16 protein-coding genes are annotated in these 18985 nt (G+C 58.4%); 13 read left to right on the plus strand and 3 right to left on the minus strand.

The window, feature by feature from the left end:
- Window positions 1-22: 22 nt before the first annotated feature.
- The 10 genes from leuC to DKK75_RS01275 all read left to right on the plus strand — a co-directional run bounded on the left by leuC (window position 23) and on the right by DKK75_RS01275 (window position 14140).
- Complete coding sequence (gene leuC / locus DKK75_RS01230) at window positions 23-1426, plus strand: 3-isopropylmalate dehydratase large subunit (protein WP_110451644.1); 1404 nt, start codon at window positions 23-25, stop codon at window positions 1424-1426.
- A 46-nt stretch (window positions 1427-1472) separates the two neighbouring features.
- The gene (gene leuD / locus DKK75_RS01235) at window positions 1473-2159 is read left to right on the plus strand and encodes a 3-isopropylmalate dehydratase small subunit (protein ID WP_110451645.1); all 687 of its coding nucleotides are present in this window, start codon (window positions 1473-1475) and stop codon (window positions 2157-2159) included.
- Between the two features lie 112 nt (window positions 2160-2271).
- Window positions 2272-3231 carry a CPBP family intramembrane glutamic endopeptidase gene (locus DKK75_RS01240; protein WP_181414386.1) on the plus strand — a complete coding sequence of 320 codons (960 nt, stop codon included), beginning with the start codon at window positions 2272-2274 and terminating at the stop codon, window positions 3229-3231.
- A gap of 168 nt (window positions 3232-3399) precedes the next feature.
- Window positions 3400-5451 (plus strand): CPBP family intramembrane glutamic endopeptidase, encoded by a 2052-nt coding sequence (locus tag DKK75_RS01245; RefSeq protein WP_110451647.1) that lies wholly within the window; start codon window positions 3400-3402, stop codon window positions 5449-5451.
- Window positions 5452-5554: 103 nt separating this feature from the next.
- Window positions 5555-6604: a CPBP family intramembrane glutamic endopeptidase gene (locus DKK75_RS01250; RefSeq protein ID WP_181414387.1), complete on the plus strand. Its 1050-nt coding sequence runs from the start codon at window positions 5555-5557 to the stop codon at window positions 6602-6604.
- A 151-nt stretch (window positions 6605-6755) separates the two neighbouring features.
- The gene (murA, locus tag DKK75_RS01255; protein ID WP_110451781.1) at window positions 6756-8078 is read left to right on the plus strand and encodes a UDP-N-acetylglucosamine 1-carboxyvinyltransferase; all 1323 of its coding nucleotides are present in this window, start codon (window positions 6756-6758) and stop codon (window positions 8076-8078) included.
- A 14-nt stretch (window positions 8079-8092) separates the two neighbouring features.
- Window positions 8093-8986: a lysophospholipid acyltransferase family protein gene (locus DKK75_RS01260; protein ID WP_110451649.1), complete on the plus strand. Its 894-nt coding sequence runs from the start codon at window positions 8093-8095 to the stop codon at window positions 8984-8986.
- Window positions 8987-9101: 115 nt separating this feature from the next.
- Window positions 9102-10100, plus strand: coding sequence for an NAD(P)H-dependent glycerol-3-phosphate dehydrogenase (locus DKK75_RS01265; RefSeq protein ID WP_110451650.1), 999 nt, complete (start codon window positions 9102-9104; stop codon window positions 10098-10100).
- 293 nt (window positions 10101-10393) lie between these two features.
- The gene (locus DKK75_RS01270) at window positions 10394-11542 is read left to right on the plus strand and encodes a D-alanine--D-alanine ligase family protein (RefSeq protein WP_181414409.1); all 1149 of its coding nucleotides are present in this window, start codon (window positions 10394-10396) and stop codon (window positions 11540-11542) included.
- Between the two features lie 69 nt (window positions 11543-11611).
- Complete coding sequence (locus tag DKK75_RS01275) at window positions 11612-14140, plus strand: GmrSD restriction endonuclease domain-containing protein (protein ID WP_181414388.1); 2529 nt, start codon at window positions 11612-11614, stop codon at window positions 14138-14140.
- Between the two features lie 26 nt (window positions 14141-14166).
- Here the strand turns inward: DKK75_RS01275 and DKK75_RS01280 are convergent, their stop codons facing one another.
- Together DKK75_RS01280 and DKK75_RS01285 are read right to left on the minus strand one after the other, a co-directional pair.
- Window positions 14167-15072 carry a mechanosensitive ion channel family protein gene (locus DKK75_RS01280; RefSeq protein ID WP_258333101.1) on the minus strand — a complete coding sequence of 302 codons (906 nt, stop codon included), beginning with the start codon at window positions 15070-15072 and terminating at the stop codon, window positions 14167-14169.
- Window positions 15069-15521: a GNAT family N-acetyltransferase gene (locus DKK75_RS01285; RefSeq protein WP_110451652.1), complete on the minus strand. Its 453-nt coding sequence runs from the start codon at window positions 15519-15521 to the stop codon at window positions 15069-15071. The genes DKK75_RS01280 and DKK75_RS01285 overlap by 4 nt, the downstream gene beginning before the upstream one ends.
- A 199-nt stretch (window positions 15522-15720) precedes the next feature.
- Here DKK75_RS01285 and DKK75_RS01290 point away from each other — a divergent pair, with 199 nt between their 5' ends.
- Window positions 15721-16392, plus strand: coding sequence for a sugar O-acetyltransferase (locus DKK75_RS01290; protein WP_258333102.1), 672 nt, complete (start codon window positions 15721-15723; stop codon window positions 16390-16392).
- On the opposite strand, the gene DKK75_RS01295 is transcribed toward DKK75_RS01290, so the two are convergent.
- Window positions 16352-17164, minus strand: coding sequence for an ABC transporter ATP-binding protein (locus DKK75_RS01295; protein ID WP_110451654.1), 813 nt, complete (start codon window positions 17162-17164; stop codon window positions 16352-16354). The genes DKK75_RS01290 and DKK75_RS01295 overlap by 41 nt on opposite strands.
- A gap of 439 nt (window positions 17165-17603) precedes the next feature.
- On the opposite strand from DKK75_RS01295, the gene DKK75_RS01300 reads away from it, so the two are divergent.
- Together DKK75_RS01300 and rpmB are read left to right on the plus strand one after the other, a co-directional pair.
- Window positions 17604-18629 carry a helix-turn-helix transcriptional regulator gene (locus DKK75_RS01300; RefSeq protein ID WP_181414389.1) on the plus strand — a complete coding sequence of 342 codons (1026 nt, stop codon included), beginning with the start codon at window positions 17604-17606 and terminating at the stop codon, window positions 18627-18629.
- Between the two features lie 124 nt (window positions 18630-18753).
- Window positions 18754-18948 (plus strand): 50S ribosomal protein L28, encoded by a 195-nt coding sequence (rpmB, locus tag DKK75_RS01305; RefSeq protein ID WP_015021347.1) that lies wholly within the window; start codon window positions 18754-18756, stop codon window positions 18946-18948.
- The last annotated feature ends 37 nt before the right edge of the window (window positions 18949-18985 follow it).

The raw sequence follows: 18985 nt of genomic DNA on the forward strand, positions 1-18985 counted from the left end.
TCGTAGACTTTCAGGAGGCGATATGGGACGCACAATGGCGGAAAAGGTCTGGACCGATCATTTGGTCAGAAAGGGCCAGGGAGGCGAGCCCGATCTGATCTACATCGATCTGCAGCTCATGCACGAGGTGACCAGTCCACAGGCCTTCGAAGGTTTGCGTCTGGCAGGTCGAAAGATCCGTCACTTGGACCAGGTCATCGCCACTGAGGACCACAACACGCCCACGATCGACATCGATCGGCCCATTGCCGACAAGGTCTCGGCCCTGCAGATCTCCACCCTTGAACGCAACTGCCGTGAGTTTGGTGTTCGTCTGCATCCATTGGGGGACGCGGACCAGGGCATCGTCCATGCTTTTGCACCCGTTCTGGGGCTGACCCAGCCTGGCATGACCATCGTCTGCGGTGATTCGCATACCTCGACCCACGGGGCTTTTGGAGCCTTGGCTTTCGGCATCGGAACTTCTGAGGTGGAGCATGTTCTAGCCACGCAGACCCTGAGCCTGAAGCCGTTCAAGACCATGGCCATCACCGTCCGAGGAGAGCTTAAGCCGGGCGTGGGCGCCAAGGACGTCATCCTGGCCGTCATCGCCAAGATCGGCACTGGCGGCGGACAAGGACATGTTCTGGAGTACCGGGGCGATGCCATTCGGCGCATGTCCATGGATGCGCGCATGACCATCTGCAATATGTCCATCGAGGCCGGGGCGCGGGCCGGGATGATCGCGCCGGACGAGACCACCTTTGCCTACTTGGAGGGCCGGCCGCACGCCCCCAAGGGAGCCATGTGGGAGCAGGCCTTGGACTACTGGAGGACCCTGCCCACCGATCCGGATGCAGTCTTCGACAAGGAAGTCATTCTGGATGCCGACCAGCTGACCCCCTACGTGACCTGGGGCACCAACCCCGGACAGGGCCTGCCCATTGCCGCCGATGTGCCTGTGCCTGGAAAGATCGCCGATCCGGCCAAACGCCAGGCAGCCCAGGAAGCCATCGACTACATGGGTCTGCAACCGGGGATGCCCATCCGGGACATCGCCGTGGACACCGTGTTCATCGGCTCCTGCACCAACGGGCGCATTGAGGATCTTCGCGCGGCTGCGGCCATCATGAAGGGGCATCACAAGGCCAAGAATCTGCATCGCGTCCTGGTGGTTCCGGCTTCTTCGCGGGTCCGCATTCAGGCCGAAAAGGAAGGGTTGGACCGCATCTTCGAGGATTTTGGAGCCGAGTGGCGTAACGCCGGCTGCTCCATGTGCCTGGGGATGAACCCCGACCAGCTGGTGCCGGGGGAGCGTTCCCTTTCCACATCCAACCGCAACTTCCAGGGTCGTCAGGGCAAGGGCGGCAGGACGCATCTGGCCTCGCCAGAGGTGGCCGCAGCGACGGCCATCAGGGGGACCATCTGCTCACCGGCCGATCTGTGAGCCCATCAATCATTCGTCATCGCCATCCAGCAGGCAGGAGGTCATCATGGAGCCACTTTCCGTTGTCACCGGGGTCGGGGTGCCCTTGCGCCGCTCCAACGTCGATACTGATCAGATCATCCCCGCCGTATTCCTGAAGCGGGTGAAAAAGACCGGCTTCGAGGATGCGCTTTTCTATGCCTGGCGAAGGGACCCGAATTTCGTTCTCAATCGGCCCGAATACTCAGGTGCTCGCATCCTGGTGGCCGGGCCCGACTTCGGCATCGGCTCTTCGCGTGAGCACGCGGTCTGGGCCCTGCGGGATTACGGCTTCCGGGTGGTCATCGCCCCCCGCTTCGCTGATATCTTCTATGGAAACACCGCCAAGAATGGTGTTCTGGCTGCCATCATGCCCCAGGAATCAGTGGAGTTGCTCTGGAAGCTCCTGGAGGAGGACCCCGGCACCGAGATGACCGTGGACCTGGGCGCTCGCACGGTCGTCTGCGCTGATGTGACCCTGCCCTTCCAGGTTGATGACTATGTGCGATGGCGGCTTATGAACGGCTACGATGACATCGATCTGACTCTGCAGCACGAGGATGACATCCGCGCCTATGAGCGTATGAGGGCCGAGCGCTTCCCCTTCAAGCCACGCACCCTGCCGGCCCAGCACCTGCCTGAGGAGCCGGTTGCTCCGGCCAGGGAGGGGCAAATCGACTGGCCTGGACCCTTGGCTGATCGCGGCATCATCTGACCGACTGGCCGGTGCCCTCATATGACAGGCTTTTACCCTTCCCTCGCTTAGCATGGACTATGACAGCCAGGTCGACCATGGCCTGCTGGCAGCGAAGAGGGGGCGGTTTATTATGAGGCACGGCAAAGGTGATGTGCACGGCTGGGGTGTCAGACGGGCGGTGAACGTTCTGAGCGCCTTCGCCTTCATTTATGTGGCCATTGAGACTCTGGCGGGCCTTTTGGGAGCCAAGGTGGTTCTGCCCGCCCTCTTCCCGCACGCTTCCAAGGCGGAGCTCAACGGTCATCTGGGGGACTGGGCAGTGGTCGCTTCTGTAGTGCTGGCCCTGCTGTTTGCTTTGATCAGTCAATGGCCGGTCATCGTGGGTCGCGAACGTCATGGCCAGGACCAGGTGCGATGGGTGACCGCTCGACGATTCAGCCTGCTGGCACTGATCATCGCCTTGGCTTGCTTCTTCCTCAGTCAGCTGGTGGCTGGGGTAGCCGACTCCGGGCTGAGGACTGTTCTCTCCGGTACTGGGCTGCATCCGCCGGCCGCGTCCGGCGACGGCAGCCTAGACACGCCTATCATGCTCTTCTACGGCATTCTTCTGGGGCCCTTTGCCGAGGAGCTGGTCTTTCGTGGGGTCATTATGAACGGCCTGCGTCGTTTCGGCCGGGTCTTCGCTATTATTACTTCTTCTTTGCTTTTTGGCTTCATGCATGGCTCCCTGGTCCAGGGTCTGTTCGGCTTCATTTCAGGCCTGGTTCTGGGTTATCTGGCCATGGAGTACGGGCTGGTCTGGTCCCTGTTGGTGCACATGCTCAACAATGCCTTCTCCTCTGGCCTGCTGGCCAAGTACATGCCCTTGGCACCCGAGGTGATCCGCATCGGATTGGGTCTGCTCATGATGCTGGTGCTGTTGATCGGGGTCGTCGGCCTGCTGGTCAAGCTGTGGGCCCTCCGGGATTACTGCCGCATCAATCGCGCTCCCAAGGGTATTTATGCCTCTTGGAGAGCGCCGTGGTTCCTGCTCTTCTGCCTGGCCTGCCTGCTGATGGCCCTGAGCGAATTCGTGCCGGGGCTGGGATGACCAGGCGGTCGATGGTGCTGGCTTATTGTCCGGATTCCGCTGGGGAGCGACAATGTTGGACTGCATCTGGTTTGTAGCGTCAATGACGTGAACGTGGGGAGCGATTCGTGCTGCCGGGCGACCTTTATGGCCGTTCGGTAGTGCATAGGGGGGAAGGATCGTCGACGCATGATGGATGATGAGCATCGCAGCAGCGGTAGCCAGCCTGCCGATGTCCGATACAACCAGAAGCGCTGGAAGGTGTCACCTCCCTCTCTTGCCCTCAGAACCGCAAGTCGCACTGGTGGCGAGGTTTACGCCCGTTACTGGAACTATCGGGAGGAGCCTATTGACCCGCCGCAGCTGAGCCTGCCGGGGGAGGCTATGGATGACGGCGTGGCCCATCCAAGGCGTATCGCGCATCAAAAGAATACGCTTCTGCAAACTGCTGACGGGCGCAAGGGAGCCATGCCGGCCGGTCAGCAATCCTCGGCGCTCCCAGAAGCCGATGATTTTTCGACCTCGGTCACTACGACCAGACGGTTGAAGGTTCCTGCATTTACTCCGATTGATCTGTCGGTCGATGGGCGCGACCCGAACGGGTCCGGCCAAGGGCCGGTCCTGCGGCATATGGCGGTTCGCCAAGAGTCGGAGGGTTCAAAGACCATGGATATTTTAGAACAGCCGAAGCAGCCTGTTGACAAGGCTGTCTGGTCATGGGCCGAGCCGGAGACGCACAATGCTCAGGTCTTCTCCTGGAGTATGCGCAAACGTCGTAAGCCGTCCGCAAGCAGACGCGCAGACAAGCCAGCAGCTTCCGCCGCCAAGGATTCGTCTGCTTCCGCCGCTTCTGTTGCCAAGCCGGTCAAGTCCAATTCGGTAGTCGCTAATGGGGCGCCTTCGACTTATCTTTATGAGAATTCGAGGCCTACGAAGCCTGATCGCGTGTCTTCTGCATCTGCAACCGCTGATTTGGCTGAATCGTCCGCAGCGCCGGTTCAAACGTATCCAGCTCCTATGGGGTTTGCTGATCGGCCGGTCATCGTACCTCGTTCGGATGCCGACTGGGATTCGCTTGTCACTGGCTTAGGGACTTCGGGCCAGGATGGCGCTCTTGCAAGATCCATTGTCGACGAAACCAATCATCGGCGGCGTTGGGCCTGTTTTGCCCCACGGGTTGTTGCCCGGCATGGGGCAGGCGTCAGCGTCGGCACCGACAGTCAGATGGCTTTATCCTCGGCTTCTGGCAGTCAGGAAAAGGTGCCCGCTCAAGTGGCTGACAAGTCCACCACCTACACAGCCAGTGCGAGGGTGCTGCACGCCGTTAATGGTCAGGCAGCCTTTGCCTTTGCCTACCTAACCATATCCGTTCTGGTGCTCATGCTCGGTTCAGGGATGATCCAGCCAGTCCTCATGGAGCGGATCAAGTCTCCTGAATTCGTCTTCCTCCTATCGGACGGGGTTGCCCTGATGTCGGTCCTGATAGGGCTGACCTATGCCTGCATCTCAGAATGGAGCGTTATTCGAGGTGTGGATCAGCGAGGTCAGGACGCCGTCCGCTGGCGCACCGGTCGAAGAATGACGCCTGCGGCTCTGCTTGCTCTTGGAGCAGTGCTTCTGCTGGGCCAGGAAATGGTTCATGAACTGAATAAGTTCTTCAACTATTTCTGCCCACTGCTGCACATCCCCTCCTTGGCCTCGCGCAGCCTGCTGGCTACCGGAGCCTCCTCGCCAATGATGGTTCTATATGCCTTTCTTGTGGTTCCCCTGGCTGAGGAGCTGGTCTTTCGTGGCATCATCCTCAATGGGCTTCGCCGGTTTGGGCGGGTCTTCGCCATTCTGACTGCGTCCCTGCTCTGCGCCCTGTTGCAGAGCGACGCTGTCTCCGGGGTTTGGGTCTTCCTGCTGGGGCTGGCACTGGGGTACTGCTCTCTGGAGTATGGTCTGATCTGGGCAATAGGAGCCCGTATGGTCGGCGATCTGCTCTTCAGCGGCCTGCCCGACCGCTATCTGATCAGCGCCCCGCGTACCGTTCGCCTGTCGGCTTTGACAGTGGCGCTGGTGCTGGTCCTGGCTGGATTGGTTATGTTCTTTCTACATCGCATTGGCCTGTTGGACTACTTGCGGCGTTATCGAGCTCCTCAAGGAACTTACGTTTCCTGGAGGCAGCCCTGGTTCCTGTTCTATTCGCTGCTCTGCCTGCTGCTGACCGTTGTCAAGTTCGTCCCCGGCCTGCTTTAGAGCGTGTCATATTGGTGCCGCCAGTAGTGGCGTAGACTTGGACCAGTTGGAGGCCGGTACCGGATGGCCACACCTGCAGAGAAGCATGGAAGGGCATAGTGATATGGGGCAGACAGCGACGGCCGATGCGCCGGTGACCGGGCAAACTCAGAAGCCCAGGCTTGGCGTGGCGGATTACGTATGGATGAGTGCAGCCAGGATGATGCTCAACCGTCAATCCGGCTTGTTGCTAGTATACCTGCTCATCGGCAACAGCGTCGGTTATCTGTTCGGTGTCATTGCTCAGATGGAGTGGAATGCCGTCTTCGATCCGGTGCGTGCCCACTCTGGGTTCATGTATATCATCGATCATGCCGAAGACGAATACGGAGGCATCATCAACCTGGTCGCCTCCTGCACCGCACTCTGCTTCCTGGTATTCGCACAACGTCGCCAGATCTGCGACTCCGGCCCTCTGGGCATCTTCCACACCGATCTGCATCCCATGACCTGGCAGGTTCTGCTGGGGTGTTTTGCGCTGACGCTTACCGGGCAGACCCTGGGCGGCTGGTATCAGTCAGGCATGGACTGGACTGCGGCGGGGATGGGAGTGCATCAGGCCTGGACCGCCGCCAAGCAGATTCAGCAGGCCTCAGGTACCATGCCTATGTTCATCTACTCCGGCCTGCTGGCCCCCGTCATTGAGGAGATGGTCTTCAGAGGGGCCATCCTGCACGCATTGAAGCCCTATGGCCGTGTCTTCGCCATCGTCACCTCTGCGGTCATGTTCGGCTTCTTCCACGGTGACCTTGGCCAGGGATTCTTTGCTTTCATCATGGGTCTGGTTTTGGGCTATCTGGCTTGCGAATACTCCATATTCTGGTCCATGGCTCTGCACATGTTCAACAACTTGGTTGTCATCGACGGGCTGGATTTTCTCCTGAGTTTTATGAGCGATGACATGTCCCTCTATATGAAAGTGCTTATGATGCTGGCAGGCATCCTGGCAGGCATCCTGGTCCCCTACCTGGGTCGTCATCGGATTGCCGCCTTCCTGCGGAACAACCGCACGTATACGAATGTCTATGGCGCCTGGGTCTGTCCCTGCTTCATCATCTTCCTGCTGATCATGGGCTTGACCATGCTCATCCCCCTTTTCTCGACGGGCAGCTGATCAGTGTCTGGCTGGTATGGGCGGATCTATGCCCGAGGCGACAATTCACGGTGTCCCCACACCCCCTGTGGCAGACTTGCAGATAGGGGCCGATGATGCGCCAAAGCCCGGCTCTGAGCGGATACGAGAAAGAAGCCGATGTATGCCCAAGATGAATACACAGAATGATGTGCTGCATGTGGTGGGCGGCAGACCCTTGCATGGCACCATACAGGTCCGCGGAGCCAAGAACTTCGTCAGCAAGGCCATGGTGGCTGCTCTGCTGGCTCCCGATGTGTCGGTGCTCAAGAACGTGCCCGAGATCCGCGATGTCCAGGTGGTCTCGGACCTGCTGAGGCTGCATGGCGTCAAGGTTGATGTGCGTCCGCAGGAGGGCGTGGTCACCATTGATGCCAGCCATGTGGAGCTGGCTGATGTGGCCGATGTAGACACCTTGTCGGGCTCTTCCCGCATTCCCATCCTTTTTTCTGGGCCGCTTCTGCATCGGATGGGCGAGGCGTTCATCCCCGTTCTGGGCGGTTGCCGTATCGGCAGCAGACCTATCGACTTCCATCTGGAGACTCTGCGCAAGCTGGGGGCCAATGTCGACAAGGAGCATGAGGCCGGCATCCACATCACCGCACCAGACGGTCTGCACGGAGCCAAGATTCACCTGCCCTACCCCTCGGTAGGCGCCACGGAGCAGACCCTGCTGGCGGCCGTCCTGGCCGAAGGCCGTACCGAGCTGTCAGGGGCGGCTACTGAGCCCGAGATCATGGACCTGGTGGCGGTCCTGCAGAAGATGGGCGCCCAGATCTCGGTGGACGTGGACCGGACCATCCGCATCGAGGGGGTGCCCTCTCTGAAGGGCTTCACTCATACCTCCCTGCCTGACCGCATAGAGGCCGCCTCTTGGGCCTCAGCCGCCCTGGCCACTCATGGCGACATCATGGTCAAAGGTGCCCACCAGCCCGACATGATGACCTACCTGAATGTCTTCCGCAAAATTGGCGGCCAGTTCGATGTACGCGATGACGGCATCCGATTCTGGCATCCAGGCGGCGACCTGCGGCCCGTGGCCATCGAGACCGACGTACACCCCGGGTTCATGACCGACTGGCAGCAGCCCCTAGTGGTGGCCCTCACTCAGGCCAAGGGCCTTTCCATTGTTCACGAGACCGTCTACGAAAATCGCTTCGGCTTCACCGAACCGCTGATTCAGATGGGCGCCACCATCCAGCTGTACAAGGAGTGCCTGGGATCCCTGCCCTGCCGCTTCCAGCAGCGCAACTTCAACCATTCGGCCGTCATCTTCGGACCCACCCCGCTGACTGGCCAGGACATCGACGTGCCCGACCTGCGTGGCGGCTTCAGCCACCTGATTGCTGCACTGACGGCATCCGGGCCCTCTACCGTCCATGGCATCTCCCTGATCGATCGCGGCTACGAGGACTTCCGCGACAAGCTGCTGGCCTTGGACGCGCAGATCGACTGATCCGGCAGACGCTGATGGCTTCCAAAGGCAAACCCTCCCCTCGGTCTGCAGTGCCTGCCCTGTCTGACCAACAGGTGGCACTGCTGGCCCGGCGGCACAGGTTGGTGGATCCGACCCGCTACTATCCCACTGGCCGCCGCACGCCGGCTCTGGATGAGATAGACGGTCAGCACCCTGTGGGCACTACCCGTCTATTGCGCGGGGTCTCCAAGGTGGTGCGTGACTCCTGCCGGGTCTATGCCTGGGGGCTGGAGCAGGTGCCGCAGACCGGCCCCTTTATCACCGCTGCCACCCATGTGACCCAGTTCGACGTTTTCATTCCCATGATGGCCCTCTTCCACCAGGGTCGTCGCCCCCGGTATATGGCCAAGGCCGAGATGGCTCATTGGCCCTTGATCGGCAGCTGGTTTCGCATGGTGGGCATGCAGCCGGTCGAGCGTAAGTCCGGCAAGGCCAGATCGATTGAGGAGGAGTCGATCAGCATCATCACATCGGGCAGGCCACTGACCATCTGGCCGGAGGGCACCGTGACCCGTGACCCTCTGAAGTGGCCCATGTCGCTCAAGCCCGGGGTCGGATTCATCGCCTTGGAGGCCTCGCGGCAGCTTGGCCGAATGGTTCCTCTTTATCCCAGCATCACCTGGGGGGCGGCTTCAATCAATCACAAGTGGCCCTGGCCTCGGAAGAACGTGGTCATGTGCTATGACGGACTCCTTGACTATTCCGACCTGCTTGAAGATATGGATCAGTGGGGAACGGAACCCCCCAAGCAGTCTGTACATGCCCTCTGCGTCCGCCTGCGTGACAGGATGGAGGAGGTCATGGCCGAGATTCGCGGCGAGGAGCCCCCTGCAGCTGGATACTTCGATTACGTGACTATGACCCGTAGGCCCAGAAGCGAGCAATAAGGCCGGAACCCACATCCAATTCCCCTGTCTGGCGGTCGTGTCATAGGATGGGAGGGACAAGAATGAGATTGCTGGTCGGCGTTCCTGTGCGTACGGCATTATGCAAAGGAGAATGATGACGAAGATCGCGGTATTGGGAGCAGGCGCATGGGGAACCGCTTTTGCTCAGGTACTCGCCGATGCAGGCAACCAGGTGGTCATGTGGGACATCAACCCGGATGTCGTAGAGGAAATCAACAGTCAACATTCGAATGCTCGTCGTCTTCCGACAGTGAAGAGGCTGCCCGATGCCATCATCGCTGAGGGCGACCGGGCCAAGGCTGTTTCGGGGGCTGGAATCGTGGTTGTCGCCATAGCCGCCCAGCACGCCTGCGAGGCCTTGAAAGAATTTAAGGATCTGCTTGGTCATGATGCTCTTGCGGTTTCCCTGATGAAGGGGATTGAACGGGGCACCGACAGGCGAATGGATCAGGTGGTCTGCCAGACGCTGAATCTGGATCCTGTCAGGTTTGCAGCCGTCTCGGGCCCCAATCTGAGCAAGGAGGTAGCCGCCCGTGAGCCGAGCGCCACTGTGGTTGCCAGCGCTGATGCTGATGCTGCCATGAGAGTGGCCCGTGCCTGTACGACTGACTATTTCAAGGCCTTTGTCTCAGACGATGTGATCGGCTTGGAAATGTGCGGATCGCTGAAGAATGTCACTGCGCTGGCCGTGGGGATGTCACGGGGGGCTGGTTTCGGAGAAAACACGGCCGCCATGATCCAGGCCAGGGGTCTGGCTGAGCTCACCGCCTTAGGGGAGGCTTGCGGTGCCAAATCCAAGACTTTCGCTGGCCTTGCCGGAGTCGGCGATCTAGTGGCCACCTGCGGATCGCCCTTGAGCAGAAACTACACTTTTGGCTTTAACCTGGGCCAGGGCAAAAGCATTGAGGAAGCCACTCGCGTCAGCAAAGGCGTAGCCGAAGGCGTACCCACCACCGATGCTGTTGTCGCCTTGGGCAAGCGTTATCAAGTGGCGACCCCGCTGGCTACAGCTATGAGTCATGTACTGGATCAAGGACTGAGCTGCCGGGGCATGATTGACGAGCTGTTGGGCGGGCAGATCACTGCGGAATGAGTCTGGTGGCCATCGAAAAATTCTGAGGGCTATAGGGAATGCGAAGGCTGTGGAGCCTGAGCCATCAACCTTTTGATTGGCGATAACCGGTTTTCAGATCAAGCCGCGCGTCCGGCTTGCCAGGTTCGTGTATCAGTCCTGGCATGCCTGTTCGTGCCAAGCTTGTGGATGAGCGACTGCGTCCGGGCCGTGCTGCCTTGCGAGGGGATATTCTGCTGTCTTGAATGATGCATCTGCTCGGGCAGGTGCGTGAGGTTGAAAATCATGTCCAGGATGAGGAAAGCCGAGGGATGATGGTCAGGAAACGTGTTGTGGTGCTTTATGGCGGGCGTGCCGACGAACATTCCATATCCTGCGTGTCGGCGGCTGGTGTGCTCAATGCCATCGACACCGACCGATATGAGCCCATCCCCATTGGCATCACCAAGGACGGTCGATGGACCGTAGGCGGTCAGGACCCTAAGCATTGGGGTCTGGACGATGCCAGTCTGCCAACGGTGCAGATAACCGAAGACAGCCGTCCGGTCATTCTCGACATGGCCCGCGGCAGAGAGGGTTTTCTGATCGGCGACCATGCTGATCTGATTTCTGGCGCCCAACCTTCCAGCGCAGTCGGCTCCCTGGAGCCTTTGGGACATGTTGACGCGGTTTTCCCGGTGCTCCATGGCCCTTACGGTGAGGACGGCACTCTGCAGGGTCTGCTCGAAATGATGGGTCTGCCCTACGTCGGATGCGGGGTTTTCGCCTCTGCCGCATGCATGGACAAGCACTACACCAAGATCCTGCTCAGTCAAGCCGGCATACCTGTGGCTCCTGGCATTACCATAGACTCCCGTGAACAGCGGTCCGGCTCCGACCTGCTAGCCACAGTAGAGGAGGCGGGGCTGCATTACCCGCTCTTCGTCAAGCCTTCCCGTGCAGGATCCAGTTTTGGCGTGGTCAAGGTAGAAGAGCCCGAAGACGAGACCCTGGCTGCCGCAGTCGACGAGGCCGCAAGGCACGACTGGCGGGTCCTGATAGAGGAGGGCATCGAAGGACGGGAGATCGAGTGCGCTGTGCTCGCCTCCGGCAAGGACGGAAAGCCCCGCACGGCCTGGCCCGGCGAAGTGGTGCTGGACAAGGCTGATCGGGATGAGGCCTTCTATGATTTCGACAGCAAGTATGTAGACTCGTCCGCCTCCCATGTGGAGGTTCCAGCGGACCTGCCAGAGGAGACTCTTCAGAAGGTTCGCGATATGGCTGCCAAGGCCTTCAGAACCGTGGACGGCGCCGGTCTGAGCCGTGTGGACTGCTTTGTAACCTCTGAGGGCAGGGTCATCGTCAACGAGATCAACACCATGCCTGGTTTCACGCCTATCTCCATGTATGCCAAGGCCTGGGAGGCCACCGGGATTACCTACACCGATCTGATTACCGATCTGATTGAGGGCGTATCGGCCTGACTGTGACAGTGAGTGTTTCCTATAATGGAAGCGTCCGCTGTTGTACTCGCTGGTAAGGCAAGGTTCCCCATGAACGCTGGTCCCGTTAAGCTGCTGAGTCTGATTGCCGATAAGAGCAAGCGTTTTATCGTCCCAGTGTATCAGCGCCCATATTCCTGGGATGAGGAACAATGCGAGCAGCTTTGGAACGATGTGCTTGATATTGAGCGTTTAAACAAAAGATCTCATTTCATGGGCTCAGTGGTATGGATTCAAGAGGGCACCATGGGTGCCGATGGGGTGACACCTGCCCTCATTATCGACGGTCAGCAGAGAATCACAACTGTCAATCTTCTCCTAGCAGCCCTTGCTGACTATGCACGCAGTCATCAAGATCAGGGCAATGAGCTGCAGTTTTCCTGCGAAAAACTCAAAAGCGAATATTTGATCGATTCCTGCAGGAAAGGCGAAGGGCATTATCGTTTGTGCCTCTCGCAGGGTGATCGTGACACATACAGGTCTATCATCCATCATTTGGAAGATCCTAAGGCTTCGATTATGGGTGAATCCCATAGGCTCATCGACAACCTCCATTGGTTCAGTCATCAATTAGAGGACATGAAAGACCCGAACAGTGTGTGGGCCGGGCTCAGGCGCTTGGAGGTGGTATCGATCTCCTTGACCCAGGGTCAGGATGATCCACAGGCTATCTTCGAGTCCATGAACTCGACTGGCAAGGAGCTATCGACTGCAGATCTGGTTCGTAATTATGTACTCATGAGGCAGCCCTTGGAGATGCAGGGAAAGTTGTATGAAGATCACTGGAGAAGAATCGAAATAGCGCTTGGTGCAGATGCCTATGATGACGTTTTTGATGACTTTCTCTATGACTGGCTTGCCATTATCAATGCCCCCAGACCAGTGTCTGCACGAGACGTATACCGGTTCTTTAAGGACTATACGACCAACAATGGCTACGATAACGATGGCCAAATAATCGGACTTCTTGATCAGATGAGTAAGTTTGCCGGGTATTATTCGCGTATTACTTCGAGCTCGGGGGAAGATCCTGAAGTAGATCGATTGCTTGGCCGTATTCATGCTCTCAATATGTCCGTCATCAACCCCCTGCTCATGACCCTTTTGGATGATTACCAGGAGGGGGATGATCTCTTTAGCCGCAGTGATTTTGTATCCATGCTGAAACTATTGGAGAGTTATCTCTTCCGCCGCATTGCCTGCCAGATATCGAGCAATGGGCTGAACAGGTTTTCGCTTTCGGTCATTGCACGTCTCAGACAGATAAAGGAAGATGGGTCACCCGGTTATCGGCAGGCTTTCGAGGCAGCCTTGCTGGGCGGTGATGGAACAAGCCATCGGATGCCTGATGACAATGAATTTCGTCAGACTCTTCTTTCACGCGACTTCTATCCCTTTTCGCGTTGTTATTACATGTTGACAACACTGGAAAATGCGCACCATCCTAAGAATCCGATTGACTTTTCCTCAGGGAATCTCACCATTGAGCATATTCTGCCCCAGAATGCGCTCGCTCATGAACAGTGGCGGCAGATGCTGGGCTCTGATTGCGAAAGAGCCTTTGCTGAGCATGTTAATAAACTCGGAAATTTGACGCTGACCGCTTATAACTCTGAACTCTCAGATGGGCTTTTTGAAGCGAAACAGCGTCGAATTATCGGCGGGTATCAGGATGAATACCTGTCTATTTCACATGGGTTGGGTGATGCCAAGACTTGGAACGCTGAGTCCATCGAGGCCAGGACGCGCCTACTGACAGACGAGGCCTTGACAGTCTGGCCTATGCCTAAGATCGATCGAGCGACTATCGACAGGTACCGATCTGATAAGCAGTCGAAAATTCCGGCAAAGACGGTTTCTTTGCACATGTTGAGTGCCAGTGGACTGCTGAAACCCGGCGATCAACTGGAAAGTCATTCCCGCAAGTATGAGGCCAGTGCTCTCATAACTGAAGAGATGATGATTAAGGTCTCGGACGGGCGTGAATTTGACAGTCCCTCGTCAGCGGCTTCGCATGTTCTCAAATTGGCTGGGGCGAGCAGCAGCTCAATCAATGGCTGGACGTTCTGGGGACGTGGAGGCATCAGCCTTGACGATCTTCGTTCTCGTTACCGGGTCTCGCAAGGTGATATGGAGTCTTTGGACCGTTCGAAGTTGCGAGCCATGTTCTGGGATGGATTCGTTGACTTCTGTAAAGCCAGAGATGGCTTCATGACTACATTCGGCTCGTCCTTTACCGGAGCCGACCATACGGGATACCGGCTGAGTTTTGGATCCCCTGTTTCCGGCTGCAATCTGGCAGGTCTCATCGGCATCAGGGATGAGTACACCACTGTTGAATTTCTCTTTCACGATCCTGTGCGATATGCAGACTTCATGGATCACAGGTCTCAGGTCGAGAGCGATCTGTCAGGACAGGAGGGTGATTTGGACTGGGATGATAAGGATGCAGACAAGAAGTCACGCCACCTGACTTTGACCAGGCATACTGATTACAAACAAGATCAATGGGATGATGTCTATCGTTGGCTGGCCGGCGCCTTGCTGAATATGAAAAGTGTCGGCAGATACGTCCGCTAGTTATCCGGGACAAAAACCTACAGCAATCAGTTGGCTTGGTCTACACCTTTCCCCGATTGAAGCTCGGCCTCCTGGACCAGGTAATCCTGGCCGGCAAGAGCGCGGGTGGCGGCATCCTGCATGTCAGCGGCGATGATGCCCTGCTTGGCGAACATAACCACTTGGCCCTTAATGCCATAAGGGGTGAATCCCTGGAGCTGAACAATGGGCGGGTTGGCTGGCATGGCCATGTCCCTGGTCGCCTGGGACGCCACCTCTGCAATGGAACGTGAGGACCCGACTATATCGGCATCCCCCCGCAGGGTGAAGGGAACCGTGGTGGCGGCCTCGCCGGCCTCGGTGATTTTCTCAAGCGCCGTGGTGTTGAGGATGGAATTGGGGATCAGCAGCTGGTTGCCGGTCCTGTCGATGACGATGGTATGGCGCCAAGTCACGTCGCGGACAGTTCCAGTGGTGCCCTGGATGGTGATGATGTCGCCAGGTTGAACCACCTTGCTTACCATCAGTCCGAAGCCGCCGACGATATTGGCGATCGTATCCTTCAATCCGAAGGAAAGGGCCAGGCCGCTGACGCCCAGGGCGGCGACCACAGTGGAAGGGTTGATTCCGAATACGGGTTGCAGAACGGTGGCTGCTGCAAATATCCAAATCAGGGCGCGGACGATGTTCACGAAGATGGAAACACTGGGCAGGTTGGTCCGTTCCAGGGCGCGCCGCATGGCCGCCGTAACGATCTTGGAGATCAACGCGGCGCAGACAGCCACGACGATCAGGAGGATGATCTTTCCGAAATTCTGGCGGAACCAGTAGATGACGGCATCGCTGAAGCTGGAGATGGCCTGTTCGGACCTTCCCATGGGGTCCTTGTTCGGATTGATGCTTGTGCTGGCCAGAGCTGGAATTTCACTGGCAAAATTGACGGTCAGATTCATGATGCCTGATCCTCTGACTGGTTTCCTGTGCCTCCTGTTAGGGGCTTGTCCATCCACATGTGCGGGCATCCCTCGTCCTGGTCGTGAATGCCCATGTCGCGATACCCCAAGGACTTATAGAAGCCCTCCACCCGTTCCTGGGCATGGAGCGTGAGCCGGTCCGCCCCCTGGTTCCGAGCGGTTTCCTCCGCCTTGCCTACCAAATCGGCACCCAGATGCTGACCTCGGTAGGGCTTCAGAACGGCCAACCGGCCAAGGGTCCATGCCTTGCCCTGGTCGGGAAAGATTCGGCATACTCCGACGGGCTTATCCCCGTCATAGGCCACGATATGGAGACTGGCATCGTCGGTCCGGTCGAACTCGTTGTGAAAGCCCTGCTCCTTTACGAATACGGCCCTACGGATGGCCTTGGCGTCCTCGGAAATGGCCTCGCTCACCTCATATCGCATACTTCCTCCTCACCACGGTTCTCCGCTGCCTCCAATGTACCAAGCCCGATCCTTGGCGGGAGCGGATGTCCGCAACCGGATGACGAATGTAATGAGGCTATCGGCTGTCTGACCCAGACGGTTACATGGATAGGGAATCTGCAGGCGGCACAAACCCGCGGCAGTGACAGTGAAGTGATGCGGGAACGATGGGATGGCCATGGACAAGGACTCGAAACCGACAGGTGCGGCTGGCGGAGCCGGTAAAGGGGATCGGCGCTCGCAGAGGAAGCGGATGCTTGCTGGCGAGCTTTATGACGCTTCGGATCCCGAACTGGACCAGCTGCGAGTCAAGGCCCACGAACTTTGCCGCCTTTTCAACGCGTCTTCTGAGCAGGAACGGGACCTGCGCAGTCGGCTCTTGGACGAGCTGGTGCTCGAACATGGCCAGGACGTCGACTTTATGGGGCCCATCTACTTCGACTATGGATGCTTCACCAAGCTCGGCTCGCGCATCTTCGCCAATTTCAACTTCACTGTTCTGGATACCTGTCCGGTACAGATCGGCGACGATGTGATGATCGGCCCCAACGTCACCCTGGCCACGCCTCTGCATCCTCTGCGGTGGCAGGAGCGGAATCTGAGGCGCCATGAGGATGGCTCCCTTTACGACTACGAATTGGGCGCTCCGATCACCATCGGATCCAACTGCTGGCTGGCATCAAACGTGACTGTGGCCGGGGGAGTGACCATCGGCGATGGGGCGGTCATCGGGGCCGGATCCGTGGTCACCCATGACATTGCGCCTGACTCCTTGGCCGTAGGCGTGCCTTGCCGGGCGATTCGGACCATCACCGAGGCTGATCGGATGGATCTGCCAGGGCAGGGCTGAAGGCCTCCTGCTTTGGAGCAGCATCCATGATGGCCAGCTGCTGGGCTATAGTCTGTGGGTCTCCGCCTGGGCAGACTGCCTGAATGCGCCCGTCCTGGAGGAAGATGACGCGGTGTGCGCGGGCTGCGACGTTTGGGTCGTGGGTCACCATGAGGATGGTCTGGCCGCTTCGGACGGCCAGATCGAAGAGGTCCATAACCTCCCGTGAGCTATGGGTGTCCAAGGCGCCAGTGGGCTCGTCGGCCATGATGATCTCCGGGCTGGCGGCAAGAGAGCGGGCGATGGCCACGCGCTGCTGCTGGCCTCCGCTCATGTCGGCCGGATAGGTATTGGCGTACCCCTCCAATCCGACGTTCGACAGGGCAGACAGGGCTGCCTGGACGGGGATCCTCCTGCCGCCGAAGAGGCTGGACAGCATGGTGTTCTGCAGGCAGGTGAAGGCGTTGACCAGGTTGTAGTCCTGGAAGACGAAGCCGATATGGTCGCGCCGGAGTCGGGTCAGCTCCTTCTCTTTCATCCGCGTCAGGTTCTCTCCAGCGATGGCCACTCTGCCCTGCCTGACCCTGAGCAGCCCCGCGGCGCAATAGAGGAGGGTCGATTTGCCAGCGCCTGAAGGACCCATGATGGCCGTCCAGGTCCCCGTCTGACATTCCAGGCTGATTTCGTCCAGCACGCTGGTGCCCTGCTTCGGCCGGGTTCCGTAGTCGTAGCAGACCTTGTCCAGAATGAGCGGGGTCTGTGCGTACGGATCATTGGTTGTCCCTTGCTGCATCCTTGCCTTCCTTTCGGTCGTTGCCTGCCCTGCCTTGGCTTCAATTCAGCTTGAATGAGGAACCCGGCAAGTGGCTCTTTCTCTATAAGACCATGGCGAGAGCACCTGTCAGGGTGTTTTCAGGGTCGAATCGGGGACGATTCAGGGTGGGGTCCGCAGAATTCGCATTCTCTCACGAAGAGTATGTATTGTGAACGCAGAAGGGGGCATTCCTTGCTGGAGGGGAGGCGGCTGATGGGCGCTCCGTCACCAGCTTGACGGGGATTCAGCGACCACTTGCTTCCTTGGAACTGCAAGGATGCAACCATCGGTTGACGGCAAATATCGGTGTCTTTGCCGGGTGCAACCTCAAGCTGGTGGCGGTCGGAGCCCTGTGCGTTTCATCATGGTCTCGTTGCTGGTTGAATCGGCAAACTGCCGATCTGGAGAAAAGAACATTATGAGTTTCAGAACCAACATGCAGTACCTGCGTTCGCAGCGCAACATGACCCAGGAGCAGCTGGCCATGCTGGTGGGGGTTTCCCGTCAGGCGGTGTCCAAGTGGGAGTCGGACAAGGCATATCCTGAGATGGACAAGCTCCTGGCCATATGCGACCTGTTCGGCTGCACCCTTGATGACCTGGTCCTGGGCGACGTTCGGCATCCGGGTTCCGGACAGCGTGCGTCCAAGCCTGACCATCAGGGTGTCGCGCAGACAACTTCGACAACCCATGCGACCATGCCTGTCCAATCGGCTGTGGAAGACGTGACCGGTTACGCCTCCTTCAGCAATGCCTACAGTCTGCGCATGGCTTCCGGCATCGCCCTTATCATGCTGGGACTGGCTTTCAGCGGTCTCTTCGCCGACGTCAGCCAACCGACCGATGCACACAATGGTCTGGCTTTCCTCACGCTGATGATGGGTATCGTCCTGGGCCTGGCCTGTCTCATGCCGGCGGTTTCCGCCAGGAGGGATTTCCGGCGCAGGCATCCCTATGTGGCGGACTTCTATACTGATGAAGAGCGCTCGCGAGTATACCGTCAGTCTGCCTGGGAGCTGGTCTGCGGCCTGGCTGTCGTGCTCTTGGATATGGGGATCAACTCTGCTGGGTTCCTGGTCTGGGGCTGGCCCGATCAGGTCAGGAGATTCGTCTTCTTCCTCCTGCTGGCTCTGGGGGTCTTTCTGCTGGTCCATGCGGGAACAAGCCACAGAATGATGAATCTCCGGGCCTACAACAGACAGACCGATTCCGTCGACGACGATCACGGGGATGCCTATCGTTATGAGCACCGGATAAGCAATGCCATCAGCGGAACCATCATGGGCCTTTGCACGCTGGTAGCTCTGACCATGCTTTTTTCAGGCAATTATGACAACCTCTTCGGTTGGCGCATTCCATTCTGGGCCATCTGGATCATCGGCGGGGTGTTCTGCGGAGTGCTCCAGTCTCTGATCGGCATCTTCCGCAAGCCTCCTCATGCCTGAGACCACTGATTTGCCTTCCTCCGAGGGATGTAGTAGTCTTAACAAGTTGTGTGTTCAGCCGTAGCCTTGCGTCGCGGACAAGAACACCTGGGACGACTTGGAAAACAACGTAAAGGAAGTCATCATGGCAGCTCGTTGCGCGGTGTGCGGCAAGGGCCCGCAGACCGGTTACAGTGTTTCTCATTCGCATATCCGGAACAAGCGCATCTTCCGCCCCAACCTGCAGTCGGTGCACACCACCGTTGATGGTCAGAATGTGCGGCTACGCGTCTGCGTCAAGTGCCTCAAGGCCGGCAAGGTGCAGCGCATCGCCGCCTGAGTGCGGTTCGTCGGTCGTATTGGGACCCCCGAGGGCA

It is taken from the genome of Bifidobacterium asteroides, assembly GCF_003202695.1.
GTDB classification, from domain to species: domain Bacteria; phylum Actinomycetota; class Actinomycetes; order Actinomycetales; family Bifidobacteriaceae; genus Bombiscardovia; species Bombiscardovia asteroides_G.

Excerpts from the sequence above, each read along its gene's own strand:
- leuC (WP_110451644.1), top strand. The coding sequence starts at position 23 with ATGGGACGCACAATGGCGGAAAAGGTCTGGACCGATCATTTGGTCAGA.
- leuD (WP_110451645.1), top strand. The coding sequence starts at position 1,473 with ATGGAGCCACTTTCCGTTGTCACCGGGGTCGGGGTGCCCTTGCGCCGC.
- DKK75_RS01240 (WP_181414386.1), top strand. The coding sequence starts at position 2,272 with ATGAGGCACGGCAAAGGTGATGTGCACGGCTGGGGTGTCAGACGGGCG.
- DKK75_RS01245 (WP_110451647.1), top strand. The coding sequence starts at position 3,400 with ATGATGGATGATGAGCATCGCAGCAGCGGTAGCCAGCCTGCCGATGTC.
- DKK75_RS01250 (WP_181414387.1), top strand. The coding sequence starts at position 5,555 with ATGGGGCAGACAGCGACGGCCGATGCGCCGGTGACCGGGCAAACTCAG.
- murA (WP_110451781.1), top strand. The coding sequence starts at position 6,756 with ATGAATACACAGAATGATGTGCTGCATGTGGTGGGCGGCAGACCCTTG.
- DKK75_RS01260 (WP_110451649.1), top strand. The coding sequence starts at position 8,093 with ATGGCTTCCAAAGGCAAACCCTCCCCTCGGTCTGCAGTGCCTGCCCTG.
- DKK75_RS01265 (WP_110451650.1), top strand. The coding sequence starts at position 9,102 with ATGACGAAGATCGCGGTATTGGGAGCAGGCGCATGGGGAACCGCTTTT.
- DKK75_RS01270 (WP_181414409.1), top strand. The coding sequence starts at position 10,394 with ATGGTCAGGAAACGTGTTGTGGTGCTTTATGGCGGGCGTGCCGACGAA.
- DKK75_RS01275 (WP_181414388.1), top strand. The coding sequence starts at position 11,612 with ATGAACGCTGGTCCCGTTAAGCTGCTGAGTCTGATTGCCGATAAGAGC.
- DKK75_RS01280 (WP_258333101.1), bottom strand. The coding sequence starts at position 15,072 with ATGAATCTGACCGTCAATTTTGCCAGTGAAATTCCAGCTCTGGCCAGC.
- DKK75_RS01285 (WP_110451652.1), bottom strand. The coding sequence starts at position 15,521 with ATGCGATATGAGGTGAGCGAGGCCATTTCCGAGGACGCCAAGGCCATC.
- DKK75_RS01290 (WP_258333102.1), top strand. The coding sequence starts at position 15,721 with ATGGACAAGGACTCGAAACCGACAGGTGCGGCTGGCGGAGCCGGTAAA.
- DKK75_RS01295 (WP_110451654.1), bottom strand. The coding sequence starts at position 17,164 with ATGCAGCAAGGGACAACCAATGATCCGTACGCACAGACCCCGCTCATT.
- DKK75_RS01300 (WP_181414389.1), top strand. The coding sequence starts at position 17,604 with ATGAGTTTCAGAACCAACATGCAGTACCTGCGTTCGCAGCGCAACATG.
- rpmB (WP_015021347.1), top strand. The coding sequence starts at position 18,754 with ATGGCAGCTCGTTGCGCGGTGTGCGGCAAGGGCCCGCAGACCGGTTAC.